This is a genomic window from Citrobacter amalonaticus (genome assembly GCF_001559075.2).
Taxonomy (GTDB): Bacteria; Pseudomonadota; Gammaproteobacteria; order Enterobacterales; family Enterobacteriaceae; genus Citrobacter_A; species Citrobacter_A amalonaticus_F.
In genome coordinates, this window is sequence record NZ_CP014015.2 from 1,998,134 (window position 1) to 2,024,403 (window position 26,270).

The 26,270-nt window shown below is 52.5% G+C and carries 28 protein-coding genes; 15 read left to right on the plus strand and 13 right to left on the minus strand.

Features of this window, described 5'->3' with window-relative positions; translation table 11 throughout:
• The first annotated feature begins 5 nt into the window (after positions 1–5).
• The 6 genes from AL479_RS09590 (at position 6) to AL479_RS24215 (ending at position 4,357) form a co-directional block, all read left to right on the plus strand.
• Positions 6–1,022 carry a glycosyltransferase family 8 protein gene (locus AL479_RS09590; RefSeq protein WP_061075908.1) on the plus strand — a complete coding sequence of 339 codons (1,017 nt, stop codon included), beginning with the start codon at positions 6–8 and terminating at the stop codon, positions 1,020–1,022.
• A gap of 13 nt (positions 1,023–1,035) precedes the next feature.
• Positions 1,036–1,734, plus strand: a complete 699-nt coding sequence (gene rfaY, locus AL479_RS09595) for a lipopolysaccharide core heptose(II) kinase RfaY (protein WP_061075909.1) — start codon at positions 1,036–1,038, stop codon at positions 1,732–1,734.
• A gap of 180 nt (positions 1,735–1,914) precedes the next feature.
• Entirely contained in the window at positions 1,915–2,769 is an 855-nt protein-coding gene (waaZ, locus tag AL479_RS09600; protein ID WP_061075910.1) for a 3-deoxy-D-manno-oct-2-ulosonate III transferase WaaZ, read from the plus strand.
• Positions 2,770–2,806: 37 nt separating this feature from the next.
• Positions 2,807–3,883 (plus strand): glycosyltransferase family 9 protein, encoded by a 1,077-nt coding sequence (locus tag AL479_RS09605; protein WP_061075911.1) that lies wholly within the window; start codon positions 2,807–2,809, stop codon positions 3,881–3,883.
• Positions 3,884–4,009: 126 nt separating this feature from the next.
• Positions 4,010–4,075: a hypothetical protein gene (locus AL479_RS24210; protein WP_420535889.1), complete on the plus strand. Its 66-nt coding sequence runs from the start codon at positions 4,010–4,012 to the stop codon at positions 4,073–4,075.
• A gap of 81 nt (positions 4,076–4,156) precedes the next feature.
• Positions 4,157–4,357, plus strand: a complete 201-nt coding sequence (locus AL479_RS24215; protein ID WP_420535890.1) for a hypothetical protein — start codon at positions 4,157–4,159, stop codon at positions 4,355–4,357.
• A gap of 834 nt (positions 4,358–5,191) precedes the next feature.
• Here AL479_RS24215 and rfaC read toward each other — a convergent pair.
• Genes rfaC through rfaD form a run of 3 tightly spaced genes read right to left on the minus strand, consistent with a single transcriptional unit; the run spans position 5,192 to position 8,149 of the window.
• Positions 5,192–6,154 (minus strand): lipopolysaccharide heptosyltransferase RfaC, encoded by a 963-nt coding sequence (gene rfaC / locus AL479_RS09615; RefSeq protein WP_061075913.1) that lies wholly within the window; start codon positions 6,152–6,154, stop codon positions 5,192–5,194.
• Between the two features lie 3 nt (positions 6,155–6,157).
• The gene (rfaF, locus tag AL479_RS09620; protein WP_061075914.1) at positions 6,158–7,204 is read right to left on the minus strand and encodes an ADP-heptose--LPS heptosyltransferase RfaF; all 1,047 of its coding nucleotides are present in this window, start codon (positions 7,202–7,204) and stop codon (positions 6,158–6,160) included.
• 12 nt (positions 7,205–7,216) lie between these two features.
• Positions 7,217–8,149, minus strand: a complete 933-nt coding sequence (rfaD, locus tag AL479_RS09625) for an ADP-glyceromanno-heptose 6-epimerase (RefSeq protein ID WP_042998615.1) — start codon at positions 8,147–8,149, stop codon at positions 7,217–7,219.
• A gap of 215 nt (positions 8,150–8,364) precedes the next feature.
• Between rfaD and kbl the strand changes: the two genes are divergently transcribed.
• The 3 genes from kbl (at position 8,365) to AL479_RS09640 (ending at position 11,867) form a co-directional block, all read left to right on the plus strand.
• Positions 8,365–9,561, plus strand: coding sequence for a glycine C-acetyltransferase (kbl, locus tag AL479_RS09630; RefSeq protein WP_042998614.1), 1,197 nt, complete (start codon positions 8,365–8,367; stop codon positions 9,559–9,561).
• Between the two features lie 9 nt (positions 9,562–9,570).
• Positions 9,571–10,596, plus strand: a complete 1,026-nt coding sequence (gene tdh, locus AL479_RS09635) for an L-threonine 3-dehydrogenase (protein ID WP_042998613.1) — start codon at positions 9,571–9,573, stop codon at positions 10,594–10,596.
• Between the two features lie 236 nt (positions 10,597–10,832).
• On the plus strand, positions 10,833–11,867 hold the full coding sequence (locus tag AL479_RS09640) for a glycosyltransferase (protein WP_061075915.1): 1,035 nt from the start codon (positions 10,833–10,835) through the stop codon (positions 11,865–11,867).
• Here AL479_RS09640 and AL479_RS09645 read toward each other — a convergent pair.
• The 3 genes from AL479_RS09645 to gpmM are packed head-to-tail and all read right to left on the minus strand — an operon-like array spanning position 11,854 to position 15,654.
• Positions 11,854–12,813, minus strand: a complete 960-nt coding sequence (locus AL479_RS09645; protein ID WP_061075916.1) for a divergent polysaccharide deacetylase family protein — start codon at positions 12,811–12,813, stop codon at positions 11,854–11,856. The two genes, AL479_RS09640 and AL479_RS09645, sit on opposite strands and share 14 nt — an antisense overlap.
• 3 nt (positions 12,814–12,816) lie before the next feature.
• The gene (gene envC, locus AL479_RS09650; protein WP_042998610.1) at positions 12,817–14,100 is read right to left on the minus strand and encodes a murein hydrolase activator EnvC; all 1,284 of its coding nucleotides are present in this window, start codon (positions 14,098–14,100) and stop codon (positions 12,817–12,819) included.
• A 9-nt stretch (positions 14,101–14,109) separates the two neighbouring features.
• Positions 14,110–15,654 carry a 2,3-bisphosphoglycerate-independent phosphoglycerate mutase gene (gene gpmM / locus AL479_RS09655; protein WP_061075917.1) on the minus strand — a complete coding sequence of 515 codons (1,545 nt, stop codon included), beginning with the start codon at positions 15,652–15,654 and terminating at the stop codon, positions 14,110–14,112.
• 247 nt (positions 15,655–15,901) lie between these two features.
• Here gpmM and AL479_RS09660 point away from each other — a divergent pair, with 247 nt between their 5' ends.
• From AL479_RS09660 to cysE, 5 genes are all read left to right on the plus strand, one after another.
• Positions 15,902–16,333 (plus strand): rhodanese-like domain-containing protein, encoded by a 432-nt coding sequence (locus tag AL479_RS09660; RefSeq protein WP_061075918.1) that lies wholly within the window; start codon positions 15,902–15,904, stop codon positions 16,331–16,333.
• 32 nt (positions 16,334–16,365) lie between these two features.
• Positions 16,366–16,617, plus strand: a complete 252-nt coding sequence (grxC, locus tag AL479_RS09665) for a glutaredoxin 3 (protein ID WP_012908148.1) — start codon at positions 16,366–16,368, stop codon at positions 16,615–16,617.
• A 62-nt stretch (positions 16,618–16,679) separates the two neighbouring features.
• A complete protein-coding gene (secB, locus tag AL479_RS09670; protein ID WP_003024155.1) occupies positions 16,680–17,147 on the plus strand; it encodes a protein-export chaperone SecB in 468 nt (155 codons plus the stop codon).
• Positions 17,147–18,166, plus strand: coding sequence for an NAD(P)H-dependent glycerol-3-phosphate dehydrogenase (gpsA, locus tag AL479_RS09675; RefSeq protein ID WP_061075919.1), 1,020 nt, complete (start codon positions 17,147–17,149; stop codon positions 18,164–18,166). Before secB ends, gpsA begins: the two co-directional genes overlap by 1 nt.
• Before the next feature lie 79 nt (positions 18,167–18,245).
• Positions 18,246–19,067, plus strand: a complete 822-nt coding sequence (gene cysE, locus AL479_RS09680) for a serine O-acetyltransferase (RefSeq protein WP_022646641.1) — start codon at positions 18,246–18,248, stop codon at positions 19,065–19,067.
• 78 nt (positions 19,068–19,145) lie between these two features.
• On the opposite strand, the gene trmL is transcribed toward cysE, so the two are convergent.
• The 5 genes from trmL to AL479_RS09705 all read right to left on the minus strand — a co-directional run bounded on the left by trmL (position 19,146) and on the right by AL479_RS09705 (position 23,891).
• A complete protein-coding gene (gene trmL, locus AL479_RS09685; protein WP_061075920.1) occupies positions 19,146–19,622 on the minus strand; it encodes a tRNA (uridine(34)/cytosine(34)/5-carboxymethylaminomethyluridine(34)-2'-O)-methyltransferase TrmL in 477 nt (158 codons plus the stop codon).
• Positions 19,623–19,661: 39 nt separating this feature from the next.
• Positions 19,662–20,849, minus strand: coding sequence for an FMN-dependent L-lactate dehydrogenase LldD (lldD, locus tag AL479_RS09690; RefSeq protein ID WP_061075921.1), 1,188 nt, complete (start codon positions 20,847–20,849; stop codon positions 19,662–19,664).
• Positions 20,846–21,622: a transcriptional regulator LldR gene (gene lldR, locus AL479_RS09695; RefSeq protein ID WP_061075922.1), complete on the minus strand. Its 777-nt coding sequence runs from the start codon at positions 21,620–21,622 to the stop codon at positions 20,846–20,848. The genes lldD and lldR overlap by 4 nt, the downstream gene beginning before the upstream one ends.
• Positions 21,619–23,274, minus strand: a complete 1,656-nt coding sequence (gene lldP, locus AL479_RS09700) for an L-lactate permease (RefSeq protein ID WP_061075923.1) — start codon at positions 23,272–23,274, stop codon at positions 21,619–21,621. The genes lldR and lldP overlap by 4 nt, the downstream gene beginning before the upstream one ends.
• Before the next feature lie 254 nt (positions 23,275–23,528).
• Positions 23,529–23,891, minus strand: a complete 363-nt coding sequence (locus AL479_RS09705) for a YibL family ribosome-associated protein (protein WP_061075924.1) — start codon at positions 23,889–23,891, stop codon at positions 23,529–23,531.
• Positions 23,892–24,178: 287 nt separating this feature from the next.
• Between AL479_RS09705 and AL479_RS09710 the strand changes: the two genes are divergently transcribed.
• Positions 24,179–24,385: a hypothetical protein gene (locus AL479_RS09710; RefSeq protein ID WP_061075925.1), complete on the plus strand. Its 207-nt coding sequence runs from the start codon at positions 24,179–24,181 to the stop codon at positions 24,383–24,385.
• Positions 24,386–24,400: 15 nt separating this feature from the next.
• Here the strand turns inward: AL479_RS09710 and mtlR are convergent, their stop codons facing one another.
• Together mtlR and mtlD are read right to left on the minus strand one after the other, a co-directional pair.
• On the minus strand, positions 24,401–24,991 hold the full coding sequence (gene mtlR / locus AL479_RS09715; RefSeq protein WP_061075926.1) for a mannitol operon repressor MtlR: 591 nt from the start codon (positions 24,989–24,991) through the stop codon (positions 24,401–24,403).
• On the minus strand, positions 24,991–26,136 hold the full coding sequence (gene mtlD / locus AL479_RS09720; protein ID WP_061075927.1) for a mannitol-1-phosphate 5-dehydrogenase: 1,146 nt from the start codon (positions 26,134–26,136) through the stop codon (positions 24,991–24,993). The genes mtlR and mtlD overlap by 1 nt, the downstream gene beginning before the upstream one ends.
• Between the last annotated feature and the right edge of the window lie 134 nt (positions 26,137–26,270).

A 26,270-nucleotide genomic window follows, 5' to 3' on the forward strand; every position in this document is an offset into this window, starting at 1 on the left:
ACGCAGTGGACTCATTTCCTGAAATAGAGATAGCAGAATATAAAGTTTTTGATGAGCGCTATGATAATAATGGTAACACATTAAATATCTCTTATGGAATTGATGAGAACTATCTTGATGGTGTCGGGGTATCGATTACTTCGGTGCTAATTCATAATGATATTAATGTTGCTTTTCATATTATCTGCGACAAATATACACAAAGCTTCGTTGATAAGATTGAAGCGCTGGTGCACGAGCATAAGATAAAAATTTCATTATATCTTATCAATGTCAAATGCCTTGAGGTATTGCCGAAAACACAGGTCTGGTCAAGAGCCATGTACTTTCGACTTTTCGCTTTTGATTATTTGCATCATAAACTGGATAAATTGTTGTATCTTGATGCTGATGTCATTTGCAAAGGTTCTCTGGATTATCTTCTGGACCTTGATCTCAATGATAACGTCGCTGCTGTGGTAAAGGATGTTGACTCCATTCAGTCCAGGGTAAATGAAAGACTTCCCTCTTTTAATCTACAGGGCCAATATTTCAACTCCGGTGTTGTCTTGATAAACCTCCGACAATGGGCTGAGAATCAATTAACGGCAAGGGCGTTGTCGCTTTTGACAGGCAATGATGGGAGTGCAACCTTTTTTAAATATCCAGATCAGGATGTCCTGAATATATTGCTGCGTGATAAAGTGTATTTTTTACCTCGTGAATATAATACAATTTATACTATTAAAAGTGAATTAAACGATAAGACGCATGAAAAATATTTAAATGTTATCCATGCTGATACAAAACTGATTCACTATACAGGGGCAACAAAACCCTGGCATGCCTGGGCAAATTATCCTTCCGTGATTTATTATACCACTGCTTTTATTAAATCACCGTGGAAAGATGTTCCTGCCAAAGATGCACGGACGATGGTTGAGTATAAAAAAAGATATAAACATCTTTTGGTTCAGAAACATTATCTGCGTGGAGTGATTGCGGGTGCAGCGTACCTCTATCGTAAAATTTTAGCGAAATAATACCTTTATAATTATGATCACTGAAACAAAAATTAAAAACTATACAGTATTTGTAAAACAAGACGGCGAAAAATACATTGATATTTTCAATGATTTTTTAACATATAATCTTAAAGTATTAAAAGTCTTTCGTAGTATTGAAGATACCAAGGTCGTGTTAGTTGATACTGACCATGGAAAATATATCCTGAAAGTATTTCACCCTAAAGTAAAAAATACTGAGCGATTCTTTAAGTCGCTGGTTAAAGGGGATTACTACGAAAAGCTTTTTTACCAGACCGATCGTGTGCGGCAGGAAGGTTTTGACGCCTTAAATGACTTTTATTTGCTTGCCGAAGTGAAGACCCTGCGTTATGTGCATACCTACATAATGATCATTGAGTATATCGAGGGTGTTGAACTGGTTGACCTGCCCGTCATCTCCGCTGATGTGAAAGAGAAGATAAAGCAGTCCATTCAAGGGTTGCATCGGCATGGTATGGTCTCAGGTGATCCGCATAAAGGTAACTTCATATTACAAAATGATGAAATAAGAATAATCGATCTGTCCGGAAAAAGACCTTCCCGACAGAGAATGGCGAAAGATCGTATTGATTTAGAACGCCACTATGGTATTGAAAATAATAGAAAAGACCTGGGTTTTTATCTCCTGGTTTATAAGAAAAAGTGGCGAAATTTCCTGCGCCGTCTGAAAGGTAAAAGTGTGCGCTAAGTTTCAATGTGATTATTTAGAATATTGCTTTTGGTCGTTCTAAATGCAAAAATGAGTTTGTATATTTTATGAGCAAATCTGGGCGGCCTGGTTTGTTCATCCTCGCTAAAGATAAACCATGAACACTTTCCTCAAAGATTCATCGTGATTTAAGTTGCATGACAAACCTACAGGTTTCATATGAGTAATGTTAAGTTTATAACTCGAGCAGGTGTTCAGCAACTTATTGCCAACAGAACATCTGATAACGTGATCATTTTCTTATCGGGACCCACCTCCCGAGGGACACCGCTTTCTCTTTTGCAGAACAATGATGTCATTACCGTTAACGGCGCCGCGGAATACTTGCTCAGTAATAGTATTACTCCCTTCATTTATGTCTTAACAGATGCGCGTTTTTTGCTACAAAGACGTCACGATTTTTATCAATTTAGCCGGGCGAGCAAGTTTACTGTCGTCAATATGGATGTTTATGAAGCCGCTACCGAAGAAGATAAGAAATATATGCGGACTCATTGTTTGATTTTACGCGCATTTTATAAGCGTGAAAAAGGCGGCTTTTTCAAGAAACTGAAGCTGGAAATGCTTTCAAAATGGAATAAGCATCTCTTGATTCGAGTGCCCATTTCTAAACGTAAAAGACTGGTTGGGTTTAGTAAGGATATCAGTTCAGGCTACTGCTCATGCCATACTGTGGCGTATACGGCGATGCAGATAGCGTATTCATTAGGTTATGACAACACGATCTGTTCCGGATTAGACATCACCGGGAGCTGTGCGCGTTTTTATGATGAGAGTCGCAATCCGATGCCTTCTGAACTGAGCAAGGATTTAGTCAAAATTCTGCCATTTTTCCAGTTTATGTGTGAGAATGTTGACGACTTTAATATTTATAATCTGTCTGACGATACCGCCATAAGCTACGATATTATTCCCTATATCAAGGCAGCGGATGTCGCAACGTTACCTTCCAGACAGCACATCATGAACAATGCGCATGGTCTTCACGATCGTGCCGATTCTTATGTAAGTTAGTATTAACCTCTTTTTTATTTGTAGTGTGGTAACTCGCATGGGTTTAGGTGCTTTTCATAAGAAAAAAAGATACTGCATTAATAAAATTAAGATTAATTTTTTGTCATTTTTCTTCGCCAGCAAAAAGAATGCAAAAATTAATGCAGATAAGATTCAGACCTGCTTGCTAATCCATGATAACAACAAGTTAGGCGATTTAATCGTATTGAGTTCGTTGTATCGCGAACTGACTAATCGTGGTGTACAACTGTCAATATTAACCACAGAAACGGGGAAAGCGTTTCTTTCTGGTAATAGCCGGATACATCAGTTTTATATTAAAAAATCAAATGCTATCAGCGATGTGCTGGCATTACGTAAACGTCTTTCCCGCGAATCTTTCGATATCGTACTTGACCCCTTTGAAACTATGCCTTCCTTTAGTCATAGCCTGTTGCTGTCGGGTGTCAGACACGCTCATATCCTGGGTTTTGATAAGTGGTATAAACGTTACTATACCGTTTACCATCCGCATGATGAGAAGTTAACGGCGCACATGTGTACACGGGCCAGTGAGATACTGCGTCATTTTTATGGCGATGAAAGTCATGAATTTGATGTGAGTTATGATTTACCGTTACCAGAGTCGGTTGAAAAGGATGTTCTGAATTTTGTTGGCGACGCAAAAGTAATTATTATCAATGCGCTAGGGGCAAAGAAAATCTGTCGACTGTCTGATGAGCAGATCGGTACGATTTATTCGCATCTCCGTAAACAGCATCCGGATTACCGGGTTATTTTTACCGGCTTAGCCGAAGATATTCGCGCTATTGCAATACCGGATATTGAATCTCTGCCCTTTAAAGAATTCATTTATACCGTTGCACTGACAAAATTCAGTCAGTATGTGATTTCCGTGGATACCGCACTGGTCCATATTGCATCGGCATATGAAATTCCTACGCTCGCACTTTATCCAAATGCGCGACAAACGACCTACCCCTCGCACCTGATCTGGGCACCGAATAACTGCAATGCGTTACAGGTGGTCTCTCCGACGTATACGGTAAAGGATATTAGCCTGAAGGTTCTGACTGAATCGGTAGAGGGGTTGCTGTCGAAACATCAGAAGTGAGTGATAGCTCACTTCTGATGGTCAGCTTATTGTGGCGCAATATCGCCGTGCAATCGATTTTTCTTGAGGAAAAGCATTAAAACGATCGCGGTTATTAAGATGATTGGCACGCTACGAGACCAGAGAATGACATCACTGAGCCCCGTTCCGACGATCGCTAGCGTTAACGCAAAAAGCCCCAGCGAACGGTGATAATAAACCGTAAAGAACAGCGCGATATAGAATAACAGTGTCGACAGGACGCCGGCGATCCCTTTCAGTGAAGCGGCTTCGATAAACTCGTTATGTAAATGGACATTCGAAAACTCCAGCGCGCCTTGTAGATATTTATGCTCAGTTGCGAGTTCTGTCATTCGCTGGGCCCGTGTATCGGCGGATCTCGCCGCGAGCGGAGCCTCTTTAAAGATGTCGAAGCCAATTTCGTACATTGCCAGACGTGCACCCAGAGAACTCTTGCTATTACCCTGGCTATAGCGCGTCAGATCCGACACACCTTCGTGGAAGCGGTTATAAATCGGCTTACTAAACAAGGCAATCAGCACAACCAACGCGATGAAAAAGCCAATGACTGAAAAGAAGAGTTTCTTTGGCGACTTGATATACCCGGCAACCAACGACAGCGCGCAAATCACCGGGAAGATCAACAGCGTGGAGCGCGTCTGGGTAAGTGCCAGGGCATAGAATATCGCGATGGCATTCAGTAAAAATAATATCGGATGATTCCGCTGGGTGTAGAGAATCGATATCCCGCTGACAATTCCGACAAACATAATGGAGTAGGCTGCGCCCGTAGCCGAACCAATGCCAAAATCAAGACGAATTATGCCAGTGGTCGCTTTTATATAATACGCATATCCCGCGATAAAGAATGACAGCGAATACAGGATATAAAGCGGTAACTCTTTCTTAAAGCGAATTCTTGACGTCAGCGCCAGCAAAGTAAGAAAAGCGCCAAAGAGAAAGATTTTCGCCGTGTTCAAATAACTGTGATAGGTCGCGCGAAAGGGAGAGTGATCAACCTTAAAGGCGGAATACCACGCGACGTCCAGCGCGCCGATGATAAAAATAGCGAGCGGCAGCAACCAGTACTGTACCGAATAGCTTTCAGGTTTACCGCGTAATAGCAGCGCCAACAGACCCAATATCGCCGTAACATTATATAACTTCATGCTTAGCGTATTATCAAACATTGCAACAATCAGCGTGATGGCACAGAGCAAATAGGTTGTCACTTCCAGTGCTGAAGACGTCTTTGTGGCGTAGTGACGCCAGGGACTGATAAGACTCAAGGTTGGCATTCAATTACCTTTATAATAATGATGATAGTTCGTCGCGGACTGAATCAGCATTTAGCATTGCTAATTGATTTCCTGGCGCACGACACGCCACCTGGTTCTTCCCGTAACCACCAATAAGCCCTGGATCCGTAGGACCGTACAACGTGACGTTAGGTCGATCGAGTGCGGCGGTCAGATGGCTTAACCCCGTATCGACTGAAACGACAAATTTTGCTCCCGCCAGCACGCGTGCGACGCCTTCCAGCGTCATTCGCGGTAATACTTCAACGTGAGCGAATCCCTCAGATAACCTCTTCGCCCGTGCTTCTTCATGAGGCGCACCCCAGGGCAATTTAATGCTTATCCCACTGTCAGCCAACAGACCGATTAACGCTCGCCAGTTTGCCTCCGGCCAGTGCTTATCATCGCGCGTTGTGGCATGCAAAAATACGGCATAGGGCTGTTCATCCGTATTTCCGAAGGTAAGGAAATGCTGCGCAATGGCATAATCGCCCTGCGACGCCGGTTTTTGATAGCCTAAGCTTTTTGCAAACAGTTCGCGTGTACGCTCTACGGCATGCTGTTGTCTGGCAATATGATGGCGGCGATTATAGAACAGGCTGGCCAGCGGTTCACGCGCGGTTTGCCAGTCCATGCCGTGTTTAACCCCGTGCGCCAGACGCGCGACCAGCGCCGCGCTTTTCACCAGTCCCTGGGCGTCGATGATAGCGTCATAGTGCTCAGCCTGTACGGCATCGCGAAAGGCTTTGCGTTCTGCTTTAATCGGCGCGGAAAACCAGGCTTTACGCCAGCGGCGAATCGCCACGGGGATGACACGGTTCACCGCGGCATGCCAGGACGGTATCTGCGCAAACCCTTCTTCAACCACCCAGTCAAACTGAATATCCGGGATAGCCTGTTGCGCATCCGTGAGTGCCGGCAGGGTATGTAGCACATCACCCATTGAGGACGTTTTGACGATCAGAACCCGCATTCGTCAGGCTTCCTCTTGCAGTAACAGACTGTTGAGTTCTTCCAGTACGCGCGCCGGCGTAATGTCGATCAGACTCTGATGATAGCCTTCGGCGGCATCGCCTTTGCGTACTTTGTGATAGCCCGTTATCAGGCGAATTACGCGTGCTTTATGTGACAGAGGCGGGGTGAAATCCGGGCTGCTCGGACCATAGAGGGCGACCAGCGGACGATTCAGCGCCGCGGCGACATGCATCAGGCCGGAGTCGTTAGTGACAACAGCCTTACACGCGCCAATCAATATGACCGCCTGTTCGAGCTGTGTTTCGCCCGCCAGGTTACGACACCACGCCTGTTGTTCATCACTCAATGTCGCCAGAATTTCGTTTCCGGCCTCATGATCTTTCGCCGAGCCAAACAGCACTATCTGATAGCCTTCATCGATGAGCTGTTTCGCCAGTTCCGCATAATGGTAGTGCGGCCAGCGTTTTGCCGGACCGAACTCCGCGCCGGGGCAAAAACCTATCATCGGACGTTCGTCAGAAAGCGAAAACGCGCTGCAGGTTAACGACTTTTCACCTTCGCTCACCTGGAGCTGCGGCCATAACAGCGGCTGCGGCAGATCTTTCGCTGTGCGCATCACGCCTTTGTCGTAAGCCAGCGCCACGTAGCGCTCGACCATTAAGGGCCAGGCGGTTTTATCCAGTACGCGCGCGTCGTTAAGCAGGCCGTAGCGCATTTCACCGCGCCAGCCCGTACGGTGAGGGATACCGGCAAAGAAAGGAACCAGCGCTGATTTAAACGAATTGGGCAACACATAAGCACGATCATAGCGTTTTTCACGCAGACTGTGACCCAGTTTGCGGCGTTCGCCGAGTTCGAGTGCGCCGTGACCGAGCGGCATCGGAATGGCCTCGTTGACTTCCGGCATCCGCGATAACAACGGACGGCACCATGCTGGTGCCATCACGTCGATTATCGCCTGGGGATAGCGCGCCTTGAGCGTGCGATAGAGACTTTGCGACATCATCATGTCGCCCACCCAGGACGGGCCAATCACCAGAATCCTCATAGATTGCCTGCCTTACGCGTCGCGGTTCAGCCAGGTCATATATTCCGTTACGCCTTCGGCAACGGTCTTGAAGGGCTTATCGTAGCCCGCAGCGCGCAGGTTGGTCAGATCGGCCTGAGTAAATGCCTGATAGCGACCTTTCAGTTTTTCCGGGAACGGAATGTACTCGAGTTCACTTTTCTTATGGTATGCCAGCGCAGCATCTGCCACCGCCTGGAAGGATTCTGCACGACCGGTACCCAGGTTAAAGATGCCGGACACGCCGTTCTCCCAGAACCACAGATTGACATCCGCCACGTCGCCGACGTACACGAAGTCACGCTTGAAGTTCTCGCTACCTTCAAACAGCTTCGGCGTTTCGCCGTTGTTGAGTTGCGTATTGAGATGGAAAGCTACGCTCGCCATGCTGCCTTTATGGCCTTCACGCGGTCCGTAGACGTTGAAGTAACGGAAGCCGACGATCTGCGAGTTGGCTTCTGGCAGGATCTGACGCACATACTCGTCAAACAGGAATTTGGAGTAGCCGTAGACGTTCAGCGGTTTCTCATATTCGCGGGATTCGATGAAGTCAGAAGTGCGACCGCCATAGGTAGCAGCGGAAGAGGCATACAGGAACGGAATTTCGCGCTCCAGGCAGTAATGCAGCAGCTCTTTGGAGTACTGATAGTTGTTATCCATCATGTACTTGCCGTCCCACTCGGTGGTGGAAGAGCAGGCCCCTTCGTGGAAAATGGCTTCGATCTCGCCGAACTCTTCGCCCGCCATAATCTGGATTAAGAAATCTTCTTTATCCATATAGTCGGCAATGTTCAGATCCACCAGGTTAACAAACTTGGTGCCGTCTTTCAGGTTGTCCACCACCAGGATATCGGTGATGCCTTTATCATTCAGGGACTTAACGATGTTGCTGCCGATAAAGCCCGCGCCGCCGGTAACGATGATCATAACTGTAACCTATGAATTATGGAGTCAGAGACAATCTCAGACACGAATACCTCTTATCATATCACTACATAGCGTTGGCTTCAGCCATTCACCGAATGGTCGTGTGGGTACGCGTGATTTATCCTGCATTTTAAAGAAGTGATAATGCGTCATCTCGTATCAGCGTCCAGGGTTAGGTAAGATGTGCTGAAATTTGCCCAGTCTGGAGAATCGCAATGCGTGGGGATTTTTACAAACAGTTAACCAACGATCTGCAAACCGCCCGTGCGGAAGGATTGTTTAAAGAAGAGCGCATTATTACGTCTGCTCAGCAGGCAGATATCACGGTGGCGGATGGCAGCCACGTCATTAACTTCTGCGCCAACAACTATCTGGGGCTGGCGAACCATCCGGAGCTGATTGCCGCGGCAAAAGCCGGTATGGATTCTCACGGATTTGGGATGGCGTCGGTGCGCTTTATCTGTGGCACCCAGGACAGCCATAAACAGCTGGAGCAAAAGCTGGCTGAATTTCTCGGCATGGAAGATGCCATTCTTTACTCCTCCTGCTTTGATGCCAACGGCGGCCTGTTCGAAACGCTGCTCGGCGCCGAAGATGCGATTATTTCTGATGCCCTGAACCATGCTTCCATCATTGACGGCGTGCGCCTGTGTAAAGCAAAGCGCTTCCGCTATGCCAACAACGATATGCAGGAACTGGAAGCGCGTCTGCAAGAAGCGCGAGACGCCGGGGCTCGTCATGTGCTGATTGCCACTGACGGTGTGTTCTCAATGGACGGCGTCATCGCCAACCTGAAGGGCGTGTGCGATCTGGCTGACAAATACAACGCGCTGGTGATGGTCGATGACTCTCATGCGGTGGGGTTTGTCGGTGAGAACGGTCGCGGCTCCCATGAGTACTGCGACGTGATGGGCCGCGTAGACATCATCACCGGCACGCTGGGTAAAGCGCTTGGCGGCGCGTCTGGTGGCTACACCGCCGCGCGCAAAGAGGTGGTTGAATGGCTGCGTCAGCGCTCCCGCCCGTATCTGTTCTCTAACTCGCTGGCGCCGGCGATTGTCGCTGCCTCCATCAAAGTGCTGGAGATGGTTGAGTCTGGCGGTGAACTGCGCGATCGCCTGTGGGCCAATGCGCGTCAGTTCCGTGAGCAAATGTCTGCCGCCGGGTTTACCCTGGCCGGCGCCGATCACGCGATTATCCCGGTGATGCTGGGCGACGCGGTGATTGCACAAGACTTTGCCCGCGAGCTGCAAAAAGAGGGCATTTACGTCACAGGATTCTTCTATCCGGTTGTTCCGAAAGGTCAGGCGCGCATTCGTACTCAGATGTCTGCGGCGCATACCCCGGAACAAATCACCCGCGCGGTGGAAGCCTTCACCCGCATTGGTAAACAACTGGGCGTTATTGCCTGAGGATGTGAGATGAAAGCGTTATCCAAACTGAAAGCGGAAGAGGGCATCTGGATGACCGACGTTCCGGAACCGGAAGTCGGCCACAACGATCTGCTGATTAAAATCCGTAAAACAGCCATCTGCGGCACTGACGTTCACATCTATAACTGGGATGAGTGGTCGCAAAAAACCATCCCGGTTCCTATGGTTGTTGGTCATGAGTACGTTGGCGAAGTGGTCGGTATCGGTCAGGAAGTGAAAGGCTTCAAGATCGGCGACCGCGTGTCCGGGGAAGGTCACATTACCTGCGGACACTGCCGTAACTGTCGTGGCGGACGCACCCACCTGTGCCGTAATACCACGGGCGTGGGCGTGAACCGTCCGGGCTGTTTCGCAGAATACCTGGTGATCCCGGCGTTCAACGCGTTCAAAATCCCGGACAATATCTCGGATGATCTGGCCTCCATCTTTGACCCGTTTGGCAATGCGGTGCATACGGCGTTGTCGTTCGATCTGGTCGGCGAAGACGTGCTGGTGTCGGGAGCTGGCCCTATCGGCATCATGGCGGCGGCGGTAGCGAAGCACGTGGGCGCACGCAACGTGGTGATCACCGACGTGAACGAGTACCGTCTCGAACTGGCGCGTAAGATGGGTATCACCCGCGCAGTCAACGTGTCGAAAGAGAGCCTGAACGAGGTGATGGACGAACTGGGTATGACCGAAGGGTTTGATGTCGGCCTGGAGATGTCCGGTGCGCCGCCAGCTTTCCGCGCGATGCTGGACACCATGAACCACGGTGGTCGGATTGCTATGCTGGGCATTCCTCCCTCTGACATGTCTATCGACTGGACGAAGGTGATCTTTAAGGGGCTGTTCATTAAAGGCATTTACGGCCGCGAGATGTTCGAAACCTGGTACAAGATGGCCGCGCTGATTCAGTCGGGGCTGGATCTGTCGCCGATCATCACCCACCGCTTCTCGATTGATGAGTTCCAGAAAGGCTTTGACGCCATGCGTTCAGGTCAGTCCGGGAAAGTCATTCTCAGCTGGAATTAATCAGAAAAGGCCGGAAAATCCGGCCTTATTTCCTGAGGAATATCCGGAAAGCTGTAAAGAAATGTCATTGTCATAAATAATTCGTAATTGCGTCGTAGTCTTATATTGCTGTTTACCTGATGCCCCTACGCTGAAGTCTCCTGGAACCTTTACAAATATTATTATCAGCCTTAATCGTTTCTTAATACAAAGGCTGTAAAAAGGCGGATAACTTCAAAGGCATTCGGTAATTTATTATGATGAACAGTACAAACAGACTCAGTGTTATTATCCCGTTATATAATGCGGGTAATGATTTTAAAGCCTGCATGGAATCTCTCATCGCGCAAACATGGACTGCCCTGGAAATTATTATTGTCAATGACGGGTCAACGGATAATTCTGTTGATATAGCAAAGTATTACGCCGAAAACTATCCCCATGTACGACTGCTGCACCAGGCGAATGCCGGGGCATCGGTCGCCCGTAACCGCGGGATGGAGGTGGCTAGCGGTAAGTACATCGCGTTTGTTGATGCCGATGACCTCGTCTATCCGCACATGTACGAAACGCTAATGACAATGGCGCTGGAAGACGATCTGGATGTCGCGCAGTGCAATGCCGACTGGAGCGAGCGGGATACCGGCGTGACCTGGCAATCTATCCCAACCGACCGGATCCGTTCAACCGGCGTACTCACCGGCCCTGACTGGCTGCGTATGGCGCTTTCTTCCCGCCGCTGGACTCACGTGGTGTGGATGGGGGTTTATCGTCGGGATGTGATTGAAAAGAATAACATCCGCTTTATTCCCGGATTACATCATCAGGATATTGTGTGGACCACGGAATTTATGTTTAACGCGTTGCGTGCGCGTTATACGGAAGAATCCTTGTATAAATATTTCTTACATAATAATTCTGTCAGCCGACTGAAACGTCAGGGTAATAAAAATCTGAACTATCAGCGGCATTACATTAAGATCACCCGCTTATTAGAGAAGTTGAACCGGAATTACGCAGACAGGATTACTGTCTATCCTGAATTTCATCAACAAATAACGTATGAAGCATTGCGTGTTTGTCATTCTGTGCGCAAAGAACCCGATATTTTGACGCGCCAGCGAATGATCGCCGAGATTTTTACCTCGGGGATGTATAAACGTATGATAATGAATGTGCGCAGCGCCAAGGTCGCCTATCAGGCGTTACTGTGGTCAGTGAGATTGTACCAATGGCGCGACAAAACGCGTTCGCACCATCGTACTGCACGTAAAGCGCTTAACCTGGGTTAACGCTGTTATCGCGGGGCGATTTTCCCCAGCCCTGCCACTGATTCTGGAACCAGTTCACCAGCGTGCTCTGACTGATGCTTTCGCTTAACACGCTGAAGAATCGACTGGTATAGACCGGTTCTACTGGTTTCTTCGGTTTACACAACGTCACGCCGCGGAATGGATTTCGCGGGGCGTCGTTGGTTTTCGGCGGTGTCAGATTCGGCGTGGAGGTATCCACCTGCGGCTCATTGAGCAGGCTGCTCGGACGGACAAGGGTGATGTCGGCTGGCAGGTTATACACCATTTGCTGTAACACACGTACCGTCGACGGATGAGGGTGGCCTATCGCGATGGCAGAACCGTTGCGGCGAGCCAGATCAATCGCGCGGGTAAACTGGCGGCGAATGTCCGCGTCGTTTTGCGTGTCGTCGAGAAACACTTTCCGCTTAATCACCTTCACGCCGGTCCCGGATGCGGCACGCATCGCCTGACTATTTCCGATGGTCATACTGTCGAGAAAATAGAGATCGTAGCGTTCCAGCGCCTGCATCACTTTCTGCATACCAAACAGGCTGGAAGTCATTGCGCTGCCCATGTGGTTGTTGAGCCCCACCGCGTAAGGAACTTTGCCAACCGCCTCGCGAATGATCCGCTCAATTTCGTCGCTGCTCATCTCCGGACGTAGGGTGTCTTTCTCCAGAGGCTGTTTACTCAGCGGCGCCATCGGCAGATGGATCAGCACTTCATGACCGCTGTTATGCGCTTTGGTCGCCATTTCGCGCGCATGAGGCGCATTGGGCAGCACGGCGACGGAGATTTGGGAGGGCATCGCCAGTACCTGATTTTCGTAGTGCGGGCGGTAGCCAAAATCGTCAATGACGATGGCAAGTTTGCCAGCAAAAACAGGGGAGGCGAATGCCAGCAGGCTGGCGAATGAAAGAACCGTACGACGAAACTGAGGCAAAACTTATCTTCCCAACCACGGCTGTGGATTGACGGCCTGACCCTGGCGACGAATTTCGAAATAGAGCGACGGTCGACCCTGACCCCCACTGCTACCCACCAGCGCAATCGGCTGGCCGGCGCGAACCTGCGTACCGACACTGACCAGCGCACTCTGGTTGTAGCCATAAAGACTCATGTCGCCCTTGCCGTGTTCAACGACGACGACCAGTCCGTATCCCTGCAGCCAGTCCGCCAGAATGACGCGACCATCGGCAATGGCTTTCACTTCAGTGCCTTCAGACGCACCGATAACCATCCCCTTCCAACGTAGCTCACCTTGCAATTGTTCGCCATAGCGATGCAGCGTGGGGCCGCGAACGGGCCAGAATGCCTGGCCGCGTGGTGAACCCAGGCCGCCGGTACGCGACATCAGCGATTTCTCACTGTCTGTGGGCTTGTACGTGGTGCCTTTGCGGGTGGCCTCTTTCTGGCGATTACGCACCGCTTCCGCCTCGCGTGCTTCACGTTCGGCACGGGCTTTGGCGGCCGCCTCGGCACGGGCAATGCTGTTACGCAAACGGGATTCGTTGGCGCGCAGTTCGCTGAGCTGTTGCTGGCCCTGCTGAATAGAGGACTCCAGCCCGGCGAGGGTTTTCTTACGTTCGTTACGCGCCTGCTCAAGCTTCGCCTGCTGGGCGCGCTGTTCATACAGCAGCGTCTGTTGCTGACTCTGCTTCTCTTCCAGTTCGGCGCGCTGAGCGGCGACCTCTTCGCGAGTCTGCTTCAGCTCGTTGATCGTCTCCTGGCGCGCCTGGTTCAGATAACCAAAGTAGGCCTGCAAACGCTGGCCGCGCTGGCTCTCTTCGCCGCTGAGGATAAGCTGAATACCGGTGTGTTCACCCTGGCGAAACGCGGCATCCAGCTGCGCGGCGAGGCTGCGCTCCTGGTTGGCTTTCTGCCGTTCCAGCTTCGCGATAGAAGCATTCATCTCATCGATTTGTTTGTTCAGCTGCGCGAGCGTGTTTTGCGTTTCACGTAACTGGCGTGCGGCGGCGGAGATGGCCTCTTCCTGCGCCTTCAGCTGCGCGAGCAGGCCAGAACGCTGTTGCTGTTGCTGACGAACGGCGCGTTCTTTGGCGGCGATATCTGCCTGAATAGATTTAAGCTGATCGCGGTCATCCGCGTGGGCGGAAAAGGCGCACAACAATACGCCAGCGCTCACCACGCTGGCGTAAATCAGGGGCCTGACTGAAAACCGTCTTGGTTTCATGGCCCCATTTTCGCTATTTATCGTCTTTCCCCTCATGGGGAAGGATTATTCCACGATGAACAGCGGCTTACCAGTCATCTCTTGCGGGATTTCCATACCCATCAGCGTCAACATGGTAGGGGCGATATCGGAAAGTTTGCCGCCTTCCACCGCTTTCACATTTTTGCTGCCGACATAAATCAGCGGAACCGGCAGGTTAGTGTGCGCGGTGTGCGCCTGACCGGTTGCCGGATCGCGCATCTGCTCGGCGTTGCCGTGGTCAGCGGTGATCAGCAGTTGACCGCCAACGGACTCAACCGCTTTCGTCACCTGCTCAACACAGTGGTCCAGTGCTTCAACCGCTTTAACCGCCGCTTCCATCACGCCCGTGTGACCGACCATGTCGCCGTTCGGGTAGTTACAGATGATGGTGTCGTATTTCCCGCTTTCGATAGCGGCCACCAGTTTTTCGGTCAGCTCTGCGGAGCTCATTTCCGGCTGCAGATCGTAGGTCGCCACTTTCGGTGAGTTGATCAGGATGCGATCTTCACCGGTGAACGGCTCTTCAACGCCGCCGTTGAAGAAGAAGGTGACGTGGGCGTATTTTTCCGTTTCGGAGATACGCAACTGCGTTTTGTCGTTCTTCGCCATCCATTCGCCAAGCGTGTTCGCCAGCGAGGCGGGCGGATAGGCAACGGCCGTTTTGATGTCGGCTGCGTATTCGGTCAACATCACGAAGTTCAGGTTAACCACTTTCTTGCGCGCGAAGCCGTCAAAGTCAGCGTTAACAAAGGCACGAGTGATTTCACGCGCACGGTCAGCACGGAAGTTCATGAAAATGAGCGTGTCGCCGTCTTCCATCGCGGCATCGGCCTGGCCTTCGGCGCGGATCACGGTGGCTTTCACGAATTCATCGTTTTCATCGCGGGCATAGGCGGCCTGCAGACCTTCAACGGCGGTATTAGCCTGGAATTCACCCTGCGCCAGCGTCATCAGGTCATACGCTTTCTCCACGCGATCCCAACGGTTGTCGCGGTCCATCGCGTAGTAACGGCCAATGATGGAGGCGACGCGACCTTTGCCCAGCGCGGCAAATTTCTCTTCGAATTTTTTCAGAGATGACTCTGCGCTGCGTGGCGGCGTATCGCGGCCATCGAGGAAAGCGTGCAGATAGATTTTCTCTGCGCCACGCTCAGCGGCCAGTTCAACCATCGCCATGATGTGATCTTCGTGGCTATGGACGCCACCGGCAGAGAGCAGACCCATGATGTGCACGGCTTTACCGGCGTTTTTCGCCTGGTCAACCGCTGCGGTCAGCGTCGGGTTAGCAAAGAAAGTACGTTCTTTAATTTCAACGTCCAGACGGGTCAGGTCCTGATACACGATGCGGCCCGCGCCCAGGTTAACGTGACCGACTTCGGAGTTACCCATCTGACGATCGGGCAGGCCCACTTCCAGACCGGAAGCATCGATCAGGGTATGCGGGCGTTTTGCCCACAGCGCATCCATTACCGGGGTTTTGGCAGTAAAAATGGCGTTATCCTGGCTGTCTTCACGGTAGCCATAGCCATCCAGAATCACCAGTACCATAGGTTTTTTAGAAACCGACATTGCGAAACCTCACACTCAAGAGACAAAAATAATTGCGTAATTTTACTACAGCTGAATCGATAAAATAGCCTCAGAAGATCAAAGAATGGGGCAGGCTGGTTCATGGATGGCACGGATTTGCACTTTTTTTTCCGTAGCGCCCCGCAAAAATGCAATCCATTGCACGCGCTGGCTGTATTTGCGCCAACGCGCAGGTATACTCCTGTCCTGGTTTTTTTAATCACTGAGTCGGGAGTTGTTACCCCCCATGCAAGAAATTATGCAATTTGTTAGCCGCCATCCCATACTGAGTATCGCCTGGATTGCGTTACTGGTGGCGGTATTGTTCACCACGTTTAAAGGCCTGACGTCGAAAGTTAAGGTCATCACTCGCGGCGAAGCCACGCGTCTTATCAACAAAGAAGACGCCGTGATCGTGGATTTACGTCAGCGTGACGATTTCCGCAAAGGCCATATCGCGGGTTCCATTAACCTGCTGCCGAGCGAAATCAAAGCGAACAACGTGGGCGAGCTGGAAAAGCACAAAGACAAACCGGTTATCGTGGTCGATGGTTCCGGCATGCAGTGCCAGGAAGCGGCAAACGCGCTGATCAAAGCGGGCTTTGAGAAAGTGTCTGTGCTGAAAGAAGGCGTTGCGGGCTGGAGCGGTGAGAATCTGCCGCTGGTTCGTGGGAAATAATTTTCCCGACGTAAACGAATTTGGAGATAAGTATGGCCAATATCGAGATCTACACCAAAGCAACCTGCCCGTTTTGCCATCGTGCGAAAGCGCTGCTGAACAGCAAGGGTGTGAGCTTCCAGGAACTGCCGATCGACGGCGATGCCGTGAAGCGTGAAGAGATGATCAAGCGCAGTGGTCGTACGACGGTTCCGCAGATTTTTATTGATGCACAGCACATTGGCGGCTGTGACGACTTGTATGCGTTGGATGCGCGTGGTGGACTTGATCCCCTGCTGAGCTAACGCTGGGCCATATTATTGGCATCAAGCGCTATTTAAGGACAACACTAAAGGGTTTTCTACACATGTCAGAACAAAACAACACCGAAATGGCTTTCCAGATCCAGCGTATTTACACCAAAGATGTCTCTTTTGAAGCGCCGAATGCGCCGCATGTTTTCCAGAAAGATTGGCAGCCAGAGGTTAAACTTGATCTGGATACAGCATCTACTCAACTGGCAGATGACGTATACGAAGTGGTGCTGCGTGTTACCGTAACGGCTTCCCTGGGTGAAGAAACGGCGTTCCTGTGCGAAGTTCAGCAAGGCGGTATCTTCTCTATCAGCGGAATCGAAGGCACCCAGATGGCGCATTGCCTGGGCGCATACTGCCCGAACATTCTGTTCCCGTATGCCCGCGAATGCATCACCAGCCTGGTTTCACGCGGTACATTCCCGCAACTGAACCTTGCGCCGGTTAACTTTGATGCGCTGTTCATGAACTATTTACAGCAGCAGGCTGGCGAAGGTACTGAAGAACATCAGGATGCCTGATGAACCAAAGTAATGCTTCAATGACTGTGATCGGTGCCGGCTCGTACGGCACCGCTCTTGCCATCACCCTGGCAAGAAATGGCCACCAGGTTGTCCTGTGGGGCCACGATCCTAAACATATCGCGACCCTTGAGCACGATCGCTGCAACGTCGCGTTCCTCCCGGATGTGCCTTTCCCCGATACGTTACGCCTCGAAAGCGACTTAGCCACTGCGTTGGCGGCCAGCCGCGATATTCTGGTAGTCGTGCCCAGCCATGTCTTTGGCGAAGTATTGCGACAGATTAAGCCTCTGCTGCGTCCTGACGCGCGTCTGGTCTGGGCAACCAAAGGGCTGGAAGCAGAGACGGGTCGCCTGTTGCAGGACGTTGCCCGTGAAGCGCTGGGCGATCAAATCCCGCTGGCGGTGATTTCCGGACCGACGTTCGCGAAAGAACTGGCGGCAGGCATGCCGACGGCCATCTCCCTGGCTTCCACTGACGACACCTTTGCTGACGATCTGCAGCAACTGCTGCACTGCGGTAAGAGTTTCCGTGTCTACAGCAATCCGGATTTCATCGGCGTCCAGTTGGGCGGCGCGGTGAAGAACGTGATTGCGATTGGCGCGGGAATGTCTGACGGCATTGGTTTTGGCGCTAACGCCCGTACCGCGCTGATTACTCGCGGTCTGGCGGAAATGTCGCGTCTGGGCGCGGCGCTGGGCGCCGATCCGGCAACCTTTATGGGAATGGCCGGGTTAGGCGATCTGGTGCTGACCTGTACCGACAACCAGTCGCGCAACCGCCGTTTTGGCATGATGCTCGGTCAGGGCATGGATGTACAAGGCGCGCAGGACAAGATTGGACAGGTGGTGGAAGGCTACCGCAATACGAAAGAAGTTCGCGAGTTGGCGCACCGTTTTGGTGTCGAAATGCCAATAACCGAGGAAATTTATCAAGTATTATATTGCGGAAAAAACGCGCGCGAGGCAGCATTGACGTTATTAGGTCGTGCACGCAAGGACGAGCGAAGCAGCCACTAGTCTCAAGGATCCGTTTTTAAAAAATGACCCGGCCCGCGAAGAACGGGCCGGTCGTTAGCCTCATTACCTGGAGCCCGCAATGCCGTGTGAAGAACTGGATATCGTCTGGAACAATATAAAAGCCGAAGCCCGCGCTCTGGCAGACTGTGAGCCTATGCTGGCCAGTTTTTACCACGCAACGCTACTCAAGCATGAGAATCTGGGCAGTGCGCTAAGCTACATGCTGGCGAACAAACTGGCATCGCCCATTATGCCCGCCATAGCGATCCGTGAAGTGGTCGAAGAAGCGTATGCGGCAGACCCGGAAATGATCGCCTCAGCAGCCTGTGATATTCAGGCCGTCCGCACGCGTGACCCGGCGGTCGATAAATACTCCACTCCGCTTTTGTACCTGAAAGGTTTTCATGCCTTGCAGGCCTACCGCATTGGCCACTGGCTGTGGAATGAAGGTCGTCGCGCGCTGGCAATCTTCCTGCAAAACCAGGTCTCCGTGACGTTCCAGGTGGATATTCACCCGGCGGCGAAGATTGGTCGTGGGATCATGCTCGATCATGCCACCGGCATTGTCGTCGGTGAGACGGCGGTGATCGAAGATGACGTGTCAATCCTGCAATCGGTCACCCTCGGCGGGACCGGTAAAACCAGCGGCGATCGTCATCCCAAAATTCGTGAAGGCGTAATGATTGGCGCGGGGGCGAAAATCCTCGGCAATATCGAAGTCGGACGTGGCGCGAAAATTGGTGCCGGTTCCGTGGTGTTACAGCCCGTTCCGCCGCACACCACCGCCGCAGGCGTCCCGGCGCGCATTGTCGGTAAGCCAGACAGCGATAAGCCGTCCATGGATATGGATCAGCATTTCAACGGGATACACCATACTTTCGAGTACGGCGACGGTATCTGATCTCTTGCCCGGTGGCACAGTGCTTACCGGGCCTACAAAACCGCAGGTCGGATAAAGCGACAGCCGGCATCCGACAATTCAAAGTGTGCGCAAGACTGCGCCAGGATATCCCAACTGGCGCCACGCCTCATACACCACCACCGACACGGCATTTGACAGGTTCATACTGCGGCTGTCCGGCATCATCGGAATACGGATTTTTTGTTCAGCGGGCAGGGCATCGAGAATGCTGGCTGGCAGACCGCGCGTTTCCGGACCAAACATCAGATAATCACCATCCTGATAACTCACCGCACTGTGTGCAGGCGTGCCTTTCGTGGTGAGGGCAAACAGGCGCTGCGGGTTTTCTGCGGCGACAAAGGCGTCATAATCATGATGGCGCTGGACGGCGGCGAACTCGTGATAATCCAGACCGGCACGGCGCAGGCGCTTGTCGTCCCAGGTAAAGCCCATCGGCTCAATGATATGCAGACGAAAACCGGTATTGGCGCAAAGGCGAATGATGTTGCCCGTGTTCGGCGGGATTTCTGGTTCAAATAAAACGATGTTAAGCATGCTGCCCCCTTAATGACGGGGGGCAGAATAGCACTTTCACTACGCCGCATCACCCTGCGCCAACGAGGCCAGCGCGGCAGGCAGTTTGGTAAGCTCTTGCACCAGTGAATCGCGGCTGATTTCGCTGATAGATTTCGTACCGGTCAGCGTCATGGCAACCTTCATCTCTTTTTCGATCAGATTCAACAGATTGGCCACACCGGCCTGACCCGCCGTCGCCAGCGCATACAGATATGCACGGCCCAGCAGGACGGTGTCGGCACCCAGCGCAATCATCCGTACCACGTCCAGCCCGTTACGGATGCCGCTGTCCGCCAGAATGGCGATATCGCCTTTCACCGCATCGGCAATAGCGGGCAGGGCGCGCGCGGAAGAGAGCACGCCGTCTAACTGACGACCACCGTGGTTAGAGACCACAATCCCATCGGCGCCAAAGCGAACGGCGTCGCGGGCGTCTTCCGGATCGAGGATCCCTTTGATCACCATCGGGCCATCCCAGAACTCCCGGATCCACTCAAGGTCCTTCCATGAAATTGACGGATCAAAGTTGTTTGCCAGCCAGCCGATGTAATCTTCCAGTCCGGTCGGTTTGCCGAGATAAGTGGAGATGTTGCCGAGATCGTGTGGACGACCGTTCAGACCGACGTCCCAGGCCCACTGTGGATGAGTGACTGCCTGCCAGTAGCGACGCAGCGCGGCATTTGGACCGCTCATCCCGGAGTGGGCGTCACGATAGCGCGCCCCCGGCGTTGGCATATCGACCGTAAAGACCAGCGTTGAACAGCCCGCCGCTTTTGCGCGTTCCAGCGCATTACGCATGAATCCACGGTCGCGCAGAACATACAACTGGAACCACATCGGACGGTTAATGGTTGGCGCGACTTCTTCTATCGGGCACACGGAGACGGTGGAAAGGGTAAACGGGATCCCTTTCGCATCGGCTGCCGCGGCGGCCTGCACTTCGCCGCGGCGGGCATACATGCCGCACAGCCCGACCGGCGCCAGCGCCACCGGCATCGACAGTTTTTCGTTAAACAGCGTGGTTTCCAGGCTCAAGTCAGACATGTTTTTCAGCACGCGCTGGCGTAGCGCCACGTCCGATAAGTCTTCCACGTTACGACGCAGGGTATGCTCCGCATACGCGCCGCCGTCGATGTAGTGAAACAGGAACGGGGGCAGAATGCGCTGGGCTGCGGCGCGATAATCGCTGGCGGCTGAAATAATCATGCTTTGTTCTCCCTGGGGTTTTCATTGTGGTCGCCGGGCAGACGGGTAATGCGCGCCTGGCGGGCCTGGTCTTCATCAAATTGTTTAATGGTGGTATGGACGAAACTGAGGTGCGCCATCATCGCCTTACGCGCGCCGTCGGCGTCGCCCGCGAGAATGGCATCTAATACGGCCTGATGTTGCTCCGTCAGCCGGGAAAAGACGGGTGGAACGAGATACATGCGTTGTCGGCTTTGCTTCACCGACGAATGCAGCACGTCGAAGAACCCGCGCATCGTTTGTAACAGCACCACGTTATGCGAGGCTTCGGCGATAGCCAGATGAAAACGAACGTCGGCCTGTGAGGCGAGATCCGGGTCTTCGCTGAGCGTGGCGTCAAAGCAGAGTTTGATTTTCTCTTTGTCGGCCGTGGTGGCGCGCATCGCCGCATGCCAGGCCGTACTGGCTTCGATGGCGTGTCGGGCTTCGAGAATATCGAAACTGTAATCCGGGTCGTCGGCCATCAGGGTTTTCAGTGGCTGAACGATGTTTTGTTCAGACCACTCTTCATGCTGCCAGCGGACAAACGTGCCGCCGCCGCGACGGCTGAGTAGCACGCCTTCGCTGACGAGCTTTGCCAGCGCTTCGCGCAGCGAGTTGCGCGAGACGCCAAGCTGTGCCGCCAGCTGGCGCTCGGCGGGCAATTTCATGCCCGCTTCCAGCTGTTGTTCTTCAATCAGCGCCCGCACACGAGAGGCAACCTCGTCCGACAGGCGTCTGGGCATCACGATCATGGAATCATCCAGGTTAAGACGTAAGCCTGAAGCGTGGTGATAACGCCCACCATGCAGGTGAAAATCAGGCTGTGTTTGACGGTAAAACGGAACAGATCCGACTCTTTGCCGACCAGTCCGACCGCCGCACAGGCGATGGCGATGGACTGCGGCGAAATCATTTTGCCGGTGACGCCACCGGTGGTATTGGCCGCCACCATCAGCACATCGGACACGCCGATTTGCTGTGCGGCAGTCGCCTGCAGGGCGGCGAACAGCGCGTTAGATGAGGTATCTGAACCGGTCAGGAACACCCCCAGCCAGCCGAGGAATGGTGAGAAGAAGGTAAAGGCGCTGCCCGTGTGCGCCAGCGCTAACGCCAGCGTCGAGGAGAGCCCGGAATAGTTGGAGATAAACGCAAAGGCCAGCACCATCCCGATGGAGTAGATCGGCAGCGCCAGTTCCTTCAGCGTGCTGCCGAAGGTCTGAATGGCCGCGGAAGGCTTCATCTTCAGCCAGACGATGGACAGCAGCGCGGCGAACAGGATGGCGGTGCCGGTCGCGGAGAACCAGTCAAATTTATACACTGCCGCGTAGGCGGTGGCTTCGTGCACCACGGGCGGCATGCGGGCAACCAGTTTGTCGAGGAACGGGACCGGGATGTTAATCACCCAGTCGTACAGCGCGCCGCCGGGAGCGAACAGGGCTTTAAACGGCGGCACGCTCCAGAGGGTCACGGTGGCCGTCAGGAACAGGAACGGTGACCAGGCGCGAACAACCTGTCCGGCGGTATAGTTCGTGCGTGCCAGCGTCTGATCAACCTGCGATGCGCCCATATCGCCAAAGCGGAAGATGCGAACCGGCTGCCAGCGTTTCAGGAACAGCGTCAGACAAACCAGCGACACCAGCGAGGAGATGATGTCCGGCAGTTCAGGGCCGATAAAGTTGGAGCTGAGGTACTGGGCAATAGCAAACGAACCGCCCGCCACCATGACCGCAGGCCACGTCTCTTTCACGCCGCGCCAGCCGTCCATAATCGCCATGATCCAGAACAGCACGATAATCGTCAGGAACGGTAACTGACGACCAACCATCTGGCCGATTTCAAAGCTGTCGAGTCCGGTCACCTGGCCGGCGACCAGAATCGGGATCCCCATGGCGCCAAACGCCACGGGCGCGGTGTTGACGATCAGGCACAGTCCGGCGGCATACAGTGGGTTAAAGCCGAGACCTACCAGCAGCGCGGCGGTGATGGCAACGGGGGCACCGAATCCCGCCGCGCCTTCGAGGAAGGCGCCAAATGAGAAGCCGACGATCAGCATTTGCAAACGCTGGTCAGGGGTAATCGACAGAATGGACGAGCGGATGATGTCGAACTGCCCGGTTTTCACCGAGATTTTGTAGACAAGCACCGCGGCGATAATGATCCAGGCAATCGGCCATAGACCGTAGAAGAAACCGTACACCACCGAGGCCAGTGCGTGATCGACCGGCATTTTGTAGAACAGCAGCGCCACGGCCAGCGCAATCACCACCGTCCACGAGGCGGCAACATAGCCTTTCAGCTTGAGCTTAATCAGCGCGAAAAAGAAAAACAGAATCGGGAGCGATGCGATCAGACTGGAAAGCCAGATGTTACCGGCCGGATCGTAGTTTTGTTGCCAGAGATTCATTGCAGGTCTCCTGAGGACCACACGCATAATGTAATGAGTCTGTGCTCATCTTTTCGTCACATTATGTGTAAAAGTGGTCCTGCCAATATTGTAGTGTAGGGATAATGACAACGAATAGTTAATCAAATGTTATTTATTGGCAACGACAGTGTAGGCTTAAATTAATGAATTGTGAACCAGTGGTCGTAACAGAAGGGGATTGGTAGGGCCAATTAAGGAAGGACCGGACAGCGGACGTGCTGCCCGGTATAAAATCAAAACTCGGTTTTAGCGAAGCCCGTCATCTCTTGCAGGCCCATTTCGCGGCCTAAGGCCGTCATTGGATGAACCACCACCAGACCGCGCACGCTTTTCTTCAGCTTGCCCATATCGGCCTGCTCTTTTTTGGTGATCGCACGGCGGTACGGCAGGTTCATCAGTTTCTGCGCCTCTTTGCTCAGTTTCTGGCTGTGAACGTCACGCAGACGGGCGATTTCTGCTTCCAGCGTGGCTTTCTCTTTTTCCAGCTCAGCGTATTTATCGGCGGCTTCAACCAGGGACAGATCGGCCTGCTGGTGGCGGATAGCGTCGAGGCGATCGCTCAGACGTTTGATTTCGTTTTTTTCGACTTCTTTCATGGGATGGCTTCTGATAGAAATAAGGTGAATGGCCTATAGTATGCGCGCAGAGCGGGTTTATTCACAACTAATGGGATAATAATAATCAAATGCTGCGAGTATTTATTTGCTAACTATTTTTCTAATGGACTGATTAATTAAGAATTTTAGACAATAACAGGATCATGTAAGAGATAATTTGCCGCCGACGGATTAAGCACGTTTTCCTTAATATCATAACGCGGACGATCCTACACTAAAATTAACCGTTGCGCTTAAGCCCGGCGGGATCGCATGGAGGATATAACATGGCAAAAATAGGCGAGAATGTTCCGCTTCTGATTGATAAAGCTGTGGATTTTATGGCCTCAAGTCAGGCCTTCAAAGAGTATCTGAATAAAATGCCTGAGCGTGACGACGTTCCGAGCGAAGTGCCTGCAGAAAATACGCAGATGTACCTGCAACGACTGAATTATTATCGGCGCCTGTATCAACCCGTGCAGGAAAAGGAGTAGCAGGCAGGGAGAGGCCTACTTCTGGAAGGCTTTTTTTAAGCTGATTTTAGAAATCAGCTCAGTCAGGGAGAGAACCATCGTCGAGCGCACCGCTTGCTGGTAGCGCTGGATTTGCATGGCGTACAAACTGGGGTCGGCGGCGTCAAACTGCGGCGGTGGCGGCAGCGCCAGTACGCAGTGCAGTTCACCGAACGGCCCGAGAATCTCATCATCCGTAAAGGCATACTCATTGCCGTCATGATTCATCTCTTCGCGCATCGCCATCAGCAGCTCCGCGTCTTCATATTCAGGACGACTCAGGACGCCCAGACCGTAGATCAGTTTCAGGCGCACAGACAGATCGCCCAGCGGTCCGTCGCCGTCGAGTAACGGTTCTACAGCGTACTTCACTGCGTAGTCATCTTTGCGAAACACCTGAAGCACCAGAATGTTTACCGCCTCGGTGAGTAACTCCACGGCGGTGATCAGGAAGCTCCGTACGGTTTTGCCAGCATTCAGACGCTCAAGCACACGATTTTCAAAGGCCTGGGTTTGTTCCATTATTGCCTGCATATCTGACAATCTATTAATCAGGCGCAGGGGCTCCTGCGCCAGTTCCAGCAGCATTACTTTGCGTTATATGCGCTAACGGCCTCGACAACGACATCGCTGTTGATATCCAGCCCGGAAATCTGGGCAAGCGCAGCCTGTGGGCCTTTCTCGGCGATCAGCGCGGCCAGCTCCTGCGCCTGCGGATCGTCTTCGCTACGGAAGTGCATGGCGGCAGCAATCCCTTTGACCAGGTTAGCGTGCGGCAGATGGTATTCCAGCGTACCCAGCAACGGTTTGATTAAACGGTCACCCGCGCTCAGTTTACGCAGCGGCTGGCGGCCAACGCGCTCAACGTCATCTTTCAGATACGGGTTTTCAAAACGACCGAGGATTTTCTGAATGTATGCCGCATGTTTGTCGGCATCAAAACCGTAGCGTTTGATCAGCACCGCGCCGCTCTCTTCCATCGCCCCTTTGACCACAGCGCGGATTTTCTCGTCGAGAATCGCGTCGCGGATGGTCTGATGACCGGTCAATTTTCCGAGGTACGCGGTTATAGCATGCCCGGTGTTCAGCGTGAAGAGTTTACGTTCGACAAATGCCATCAGGTTATCAGTTAATTCCATTCCCGGGATGTTCGGCAGCTCGCCTTTGAACTGGGTCTGGTCAACGATCCACTCGCTGAAGGTTTCGACAGTCACTTCCAGCGGATCGTGGGTCGCAGAGGCTGACGGCGGCACGATGCGGTCAACGGCGGAATCCACGAAGCCGACATGGGCTTCAACCCAGGCTTTGTCGTCTTCAGCCAGCGCATTCAGCACATGGCCTTTCAGTTGAGTGGTGCCTCGTACCATGTTTTCACAGGCGATGATGTTCAGCGGGGTGGTGATCCCTTGCGCTTTGCGTTTGGCCAGGCCTTTAGCGATAGCCGGAGCGATGCGCTCCAGCACGACCGGGCCAACGGCTGTGGTGACCAGGTCAACCTGCGCGATCAGCTCAACAACGTCATCGCCAATGCTGCTTACCGCGTTGACGCCAGTCACGGTATCCACCTGCTCGTTTTCACCCACAACGTGAACCTGGTAGCTATGACGGGCATTCAGGGCGTCGAGCACGACCTGATTTACATCAGCGAATGTCAGTTGTATCCCCGCGTCCGCCAGCAGTTTGCCGATAAAGCCACGACCGATATTACCTGCGCCAAAATGTAATGCTTTCATAGTAGTAACCTTCATTAATGTTTTTACCCGAGAGGGCTGGGGTGAGGGGAAATCTGTTGATCCCTCACCCAAACCCTCTCCACAAGGGAGAGGATTGGGTCGGCCCGATAAGCGTAATGCCATCGGGCCACGGG

Excerpts from the sequence above, each read along its gene's own strand:
- tdh (WP_042998613.1), top strand. The coding sequence starts at position 9,571 with ATGAAAGCGTTATCCAAACTGAAAGCGGAAGAGGGCATCTGGATGACC.
- AL479_RS09660 (WP_061075918.1), top strand. The coding sequence starts at position 15,902 with ATGCAAGAAATTATGCAATTTGTTAGCCGCCATCCCATACTGAGTATC.
- mtlR (WP_061075926.1), bottom strand. The coding sequence starts at position 24,991 with ATGCTGCTGGAACTGGCGCAGGAGCCCCTGCGCCTGATTAATAGATTG.
- lldD (WP_061075921.1), bottom strand. The coding sequence starts at position 20,849 with ATGATTATTTCAGCCGCCAGCGATTATCGCGCCGCAGCCCAGCGCATT.
- mtlD (WP_061075927.1), bottom strand. The coding sequence starts at position 26,136 with ATGAAAGCATTACATTTTGGCGCAGGTAATATCGGTCGTGGCTTTATC.
- rfaD (WP_042998615.1), bottom strand. The coding sequence starts at position 8,149 with ATGATCATCGTTACCGGCGGCGCGGGCTTTATCGGCAGCAACATCGTT.
- AL479_RS09710 (WP_061075925.1), top strand. The coding sequence starts at position 24,179 with ATGGCAAAAATAGGCGAGAATGTTCCGCTTCTGATTGATAAAGCTGTG.
- secB (WP_003024155.1), top strand. The coding sequence starts at position 16,680 with ATGTCAGAACAAAACAACACCGAAATGGCTTTCCAGATCCAGCGTATT.
- AL479_RS09640 (WP_061075915.1), top strand. The coding sequence starts at position 10,833 with ATGATGAACAGTACAAACAGACTCAGTGTTATTATCCCGTTATATAAT.
- lldP (WP_061075923.1), bottom strand. The coding sequence starts at position 23,274 with ATGAATCTCTGGCAACAAAACTACGATCCGGCCGGTAACATCTGGCTT.
- grxC (WP_012908148.1), top strand. The coding sequence starts at position 16,366 with ATGGCCAATATCGAGATCTACACCAAAGCAACCTGCCCGTTTTGCCAT.
- gpmM (WP_061075917.1), bottom strand. The coding sequence starts at position 15,654 with ATGTCGGTTTCTAAAAAACCTATGGTACTGGTGATTCTGGATGGCTAT.
- kbl (WP_042998614.1), top strand. The coding sequence starts at position 8,365 with ATGCGTGGGGATTTTTACAAACAGTTAACCAACGATCTGCAAACCGCC.
- rfaY (WP_061075909.1), top strand. The coding sequence starts at position 1,036 with ATGATCACTGAAACAAAAATTAAAAACTATACAGTATTTGTAAAACAA.
- cysE (WP_022646641.1), top strand. The coding sequence starts at position 18,246 with ATGCCGTGTGAAGAACTGGATATCGTCTGGAACAATATAAAAGCCGAA.
- lldR (WP_061075922.1), bottom strand. The coding sequence starts at position 21,622 with ATGATCGTGATGCCCAGACGCCTGTCGGACGAGGTTGCCTCTCGTGTG.
- rfaC (WP_061075913.1), bottom strand. The coding sequence starts at position 6,154 with ATGCGGGTTCTGATCGTCAAAACGTCCTCAATGGGTGATGTGCTACAT.
- envC (WP_042998610.1), bottom strand. The coding sequence starts at position 14,100 with ATGAGGGGAAAGACGATAAATAGCGAAAATGGGGCCATGAAACCAAGA.
- waaZ (WP_061075910.1), top strand. The coding sequence starts at position 1,915 with ATGAGTAATGTTAAGTTTATAACTCGAGCAGGTGTTCAGCAACTTATT.
- AL479_RS09705 (WP_061075924.1), bottom strand. The coding sequence starts at position 23,891 with ATGAAAGAAGTCGAAAAAAACGAAATCAAACGTCTGAGCGATCGCCTC.
- trmL (WP_061075920.1), bottom strand. The coding sequence starts at position 19,622 with ATGCTTAACATCGTTTTATTTGAACCAGAAATCCCGCCGAACACGGGC.
- gpsA (WP_061075919.1), top strand. The coding sequence starts at position 17,147 with ATGAACCAAAGTAATGCTTCAATGACTGTGATCGGTGCCGGCTCGTAC.
- rfaF (WP_061075914.1), bottom strand. The coding sequence starts at position 7,204 with ATGAGGATTCTGGTGATTGGCCCGTCCTGGGTGGGCGACATGATGATG.
- AL479_RS09605 (WP_061075911.1), top strand. The coding sequence starts at position 2,807 with ATGGGTTTAGGTGCTTTTCATAAGAAAAAAAGATACTGCATTAATAAA.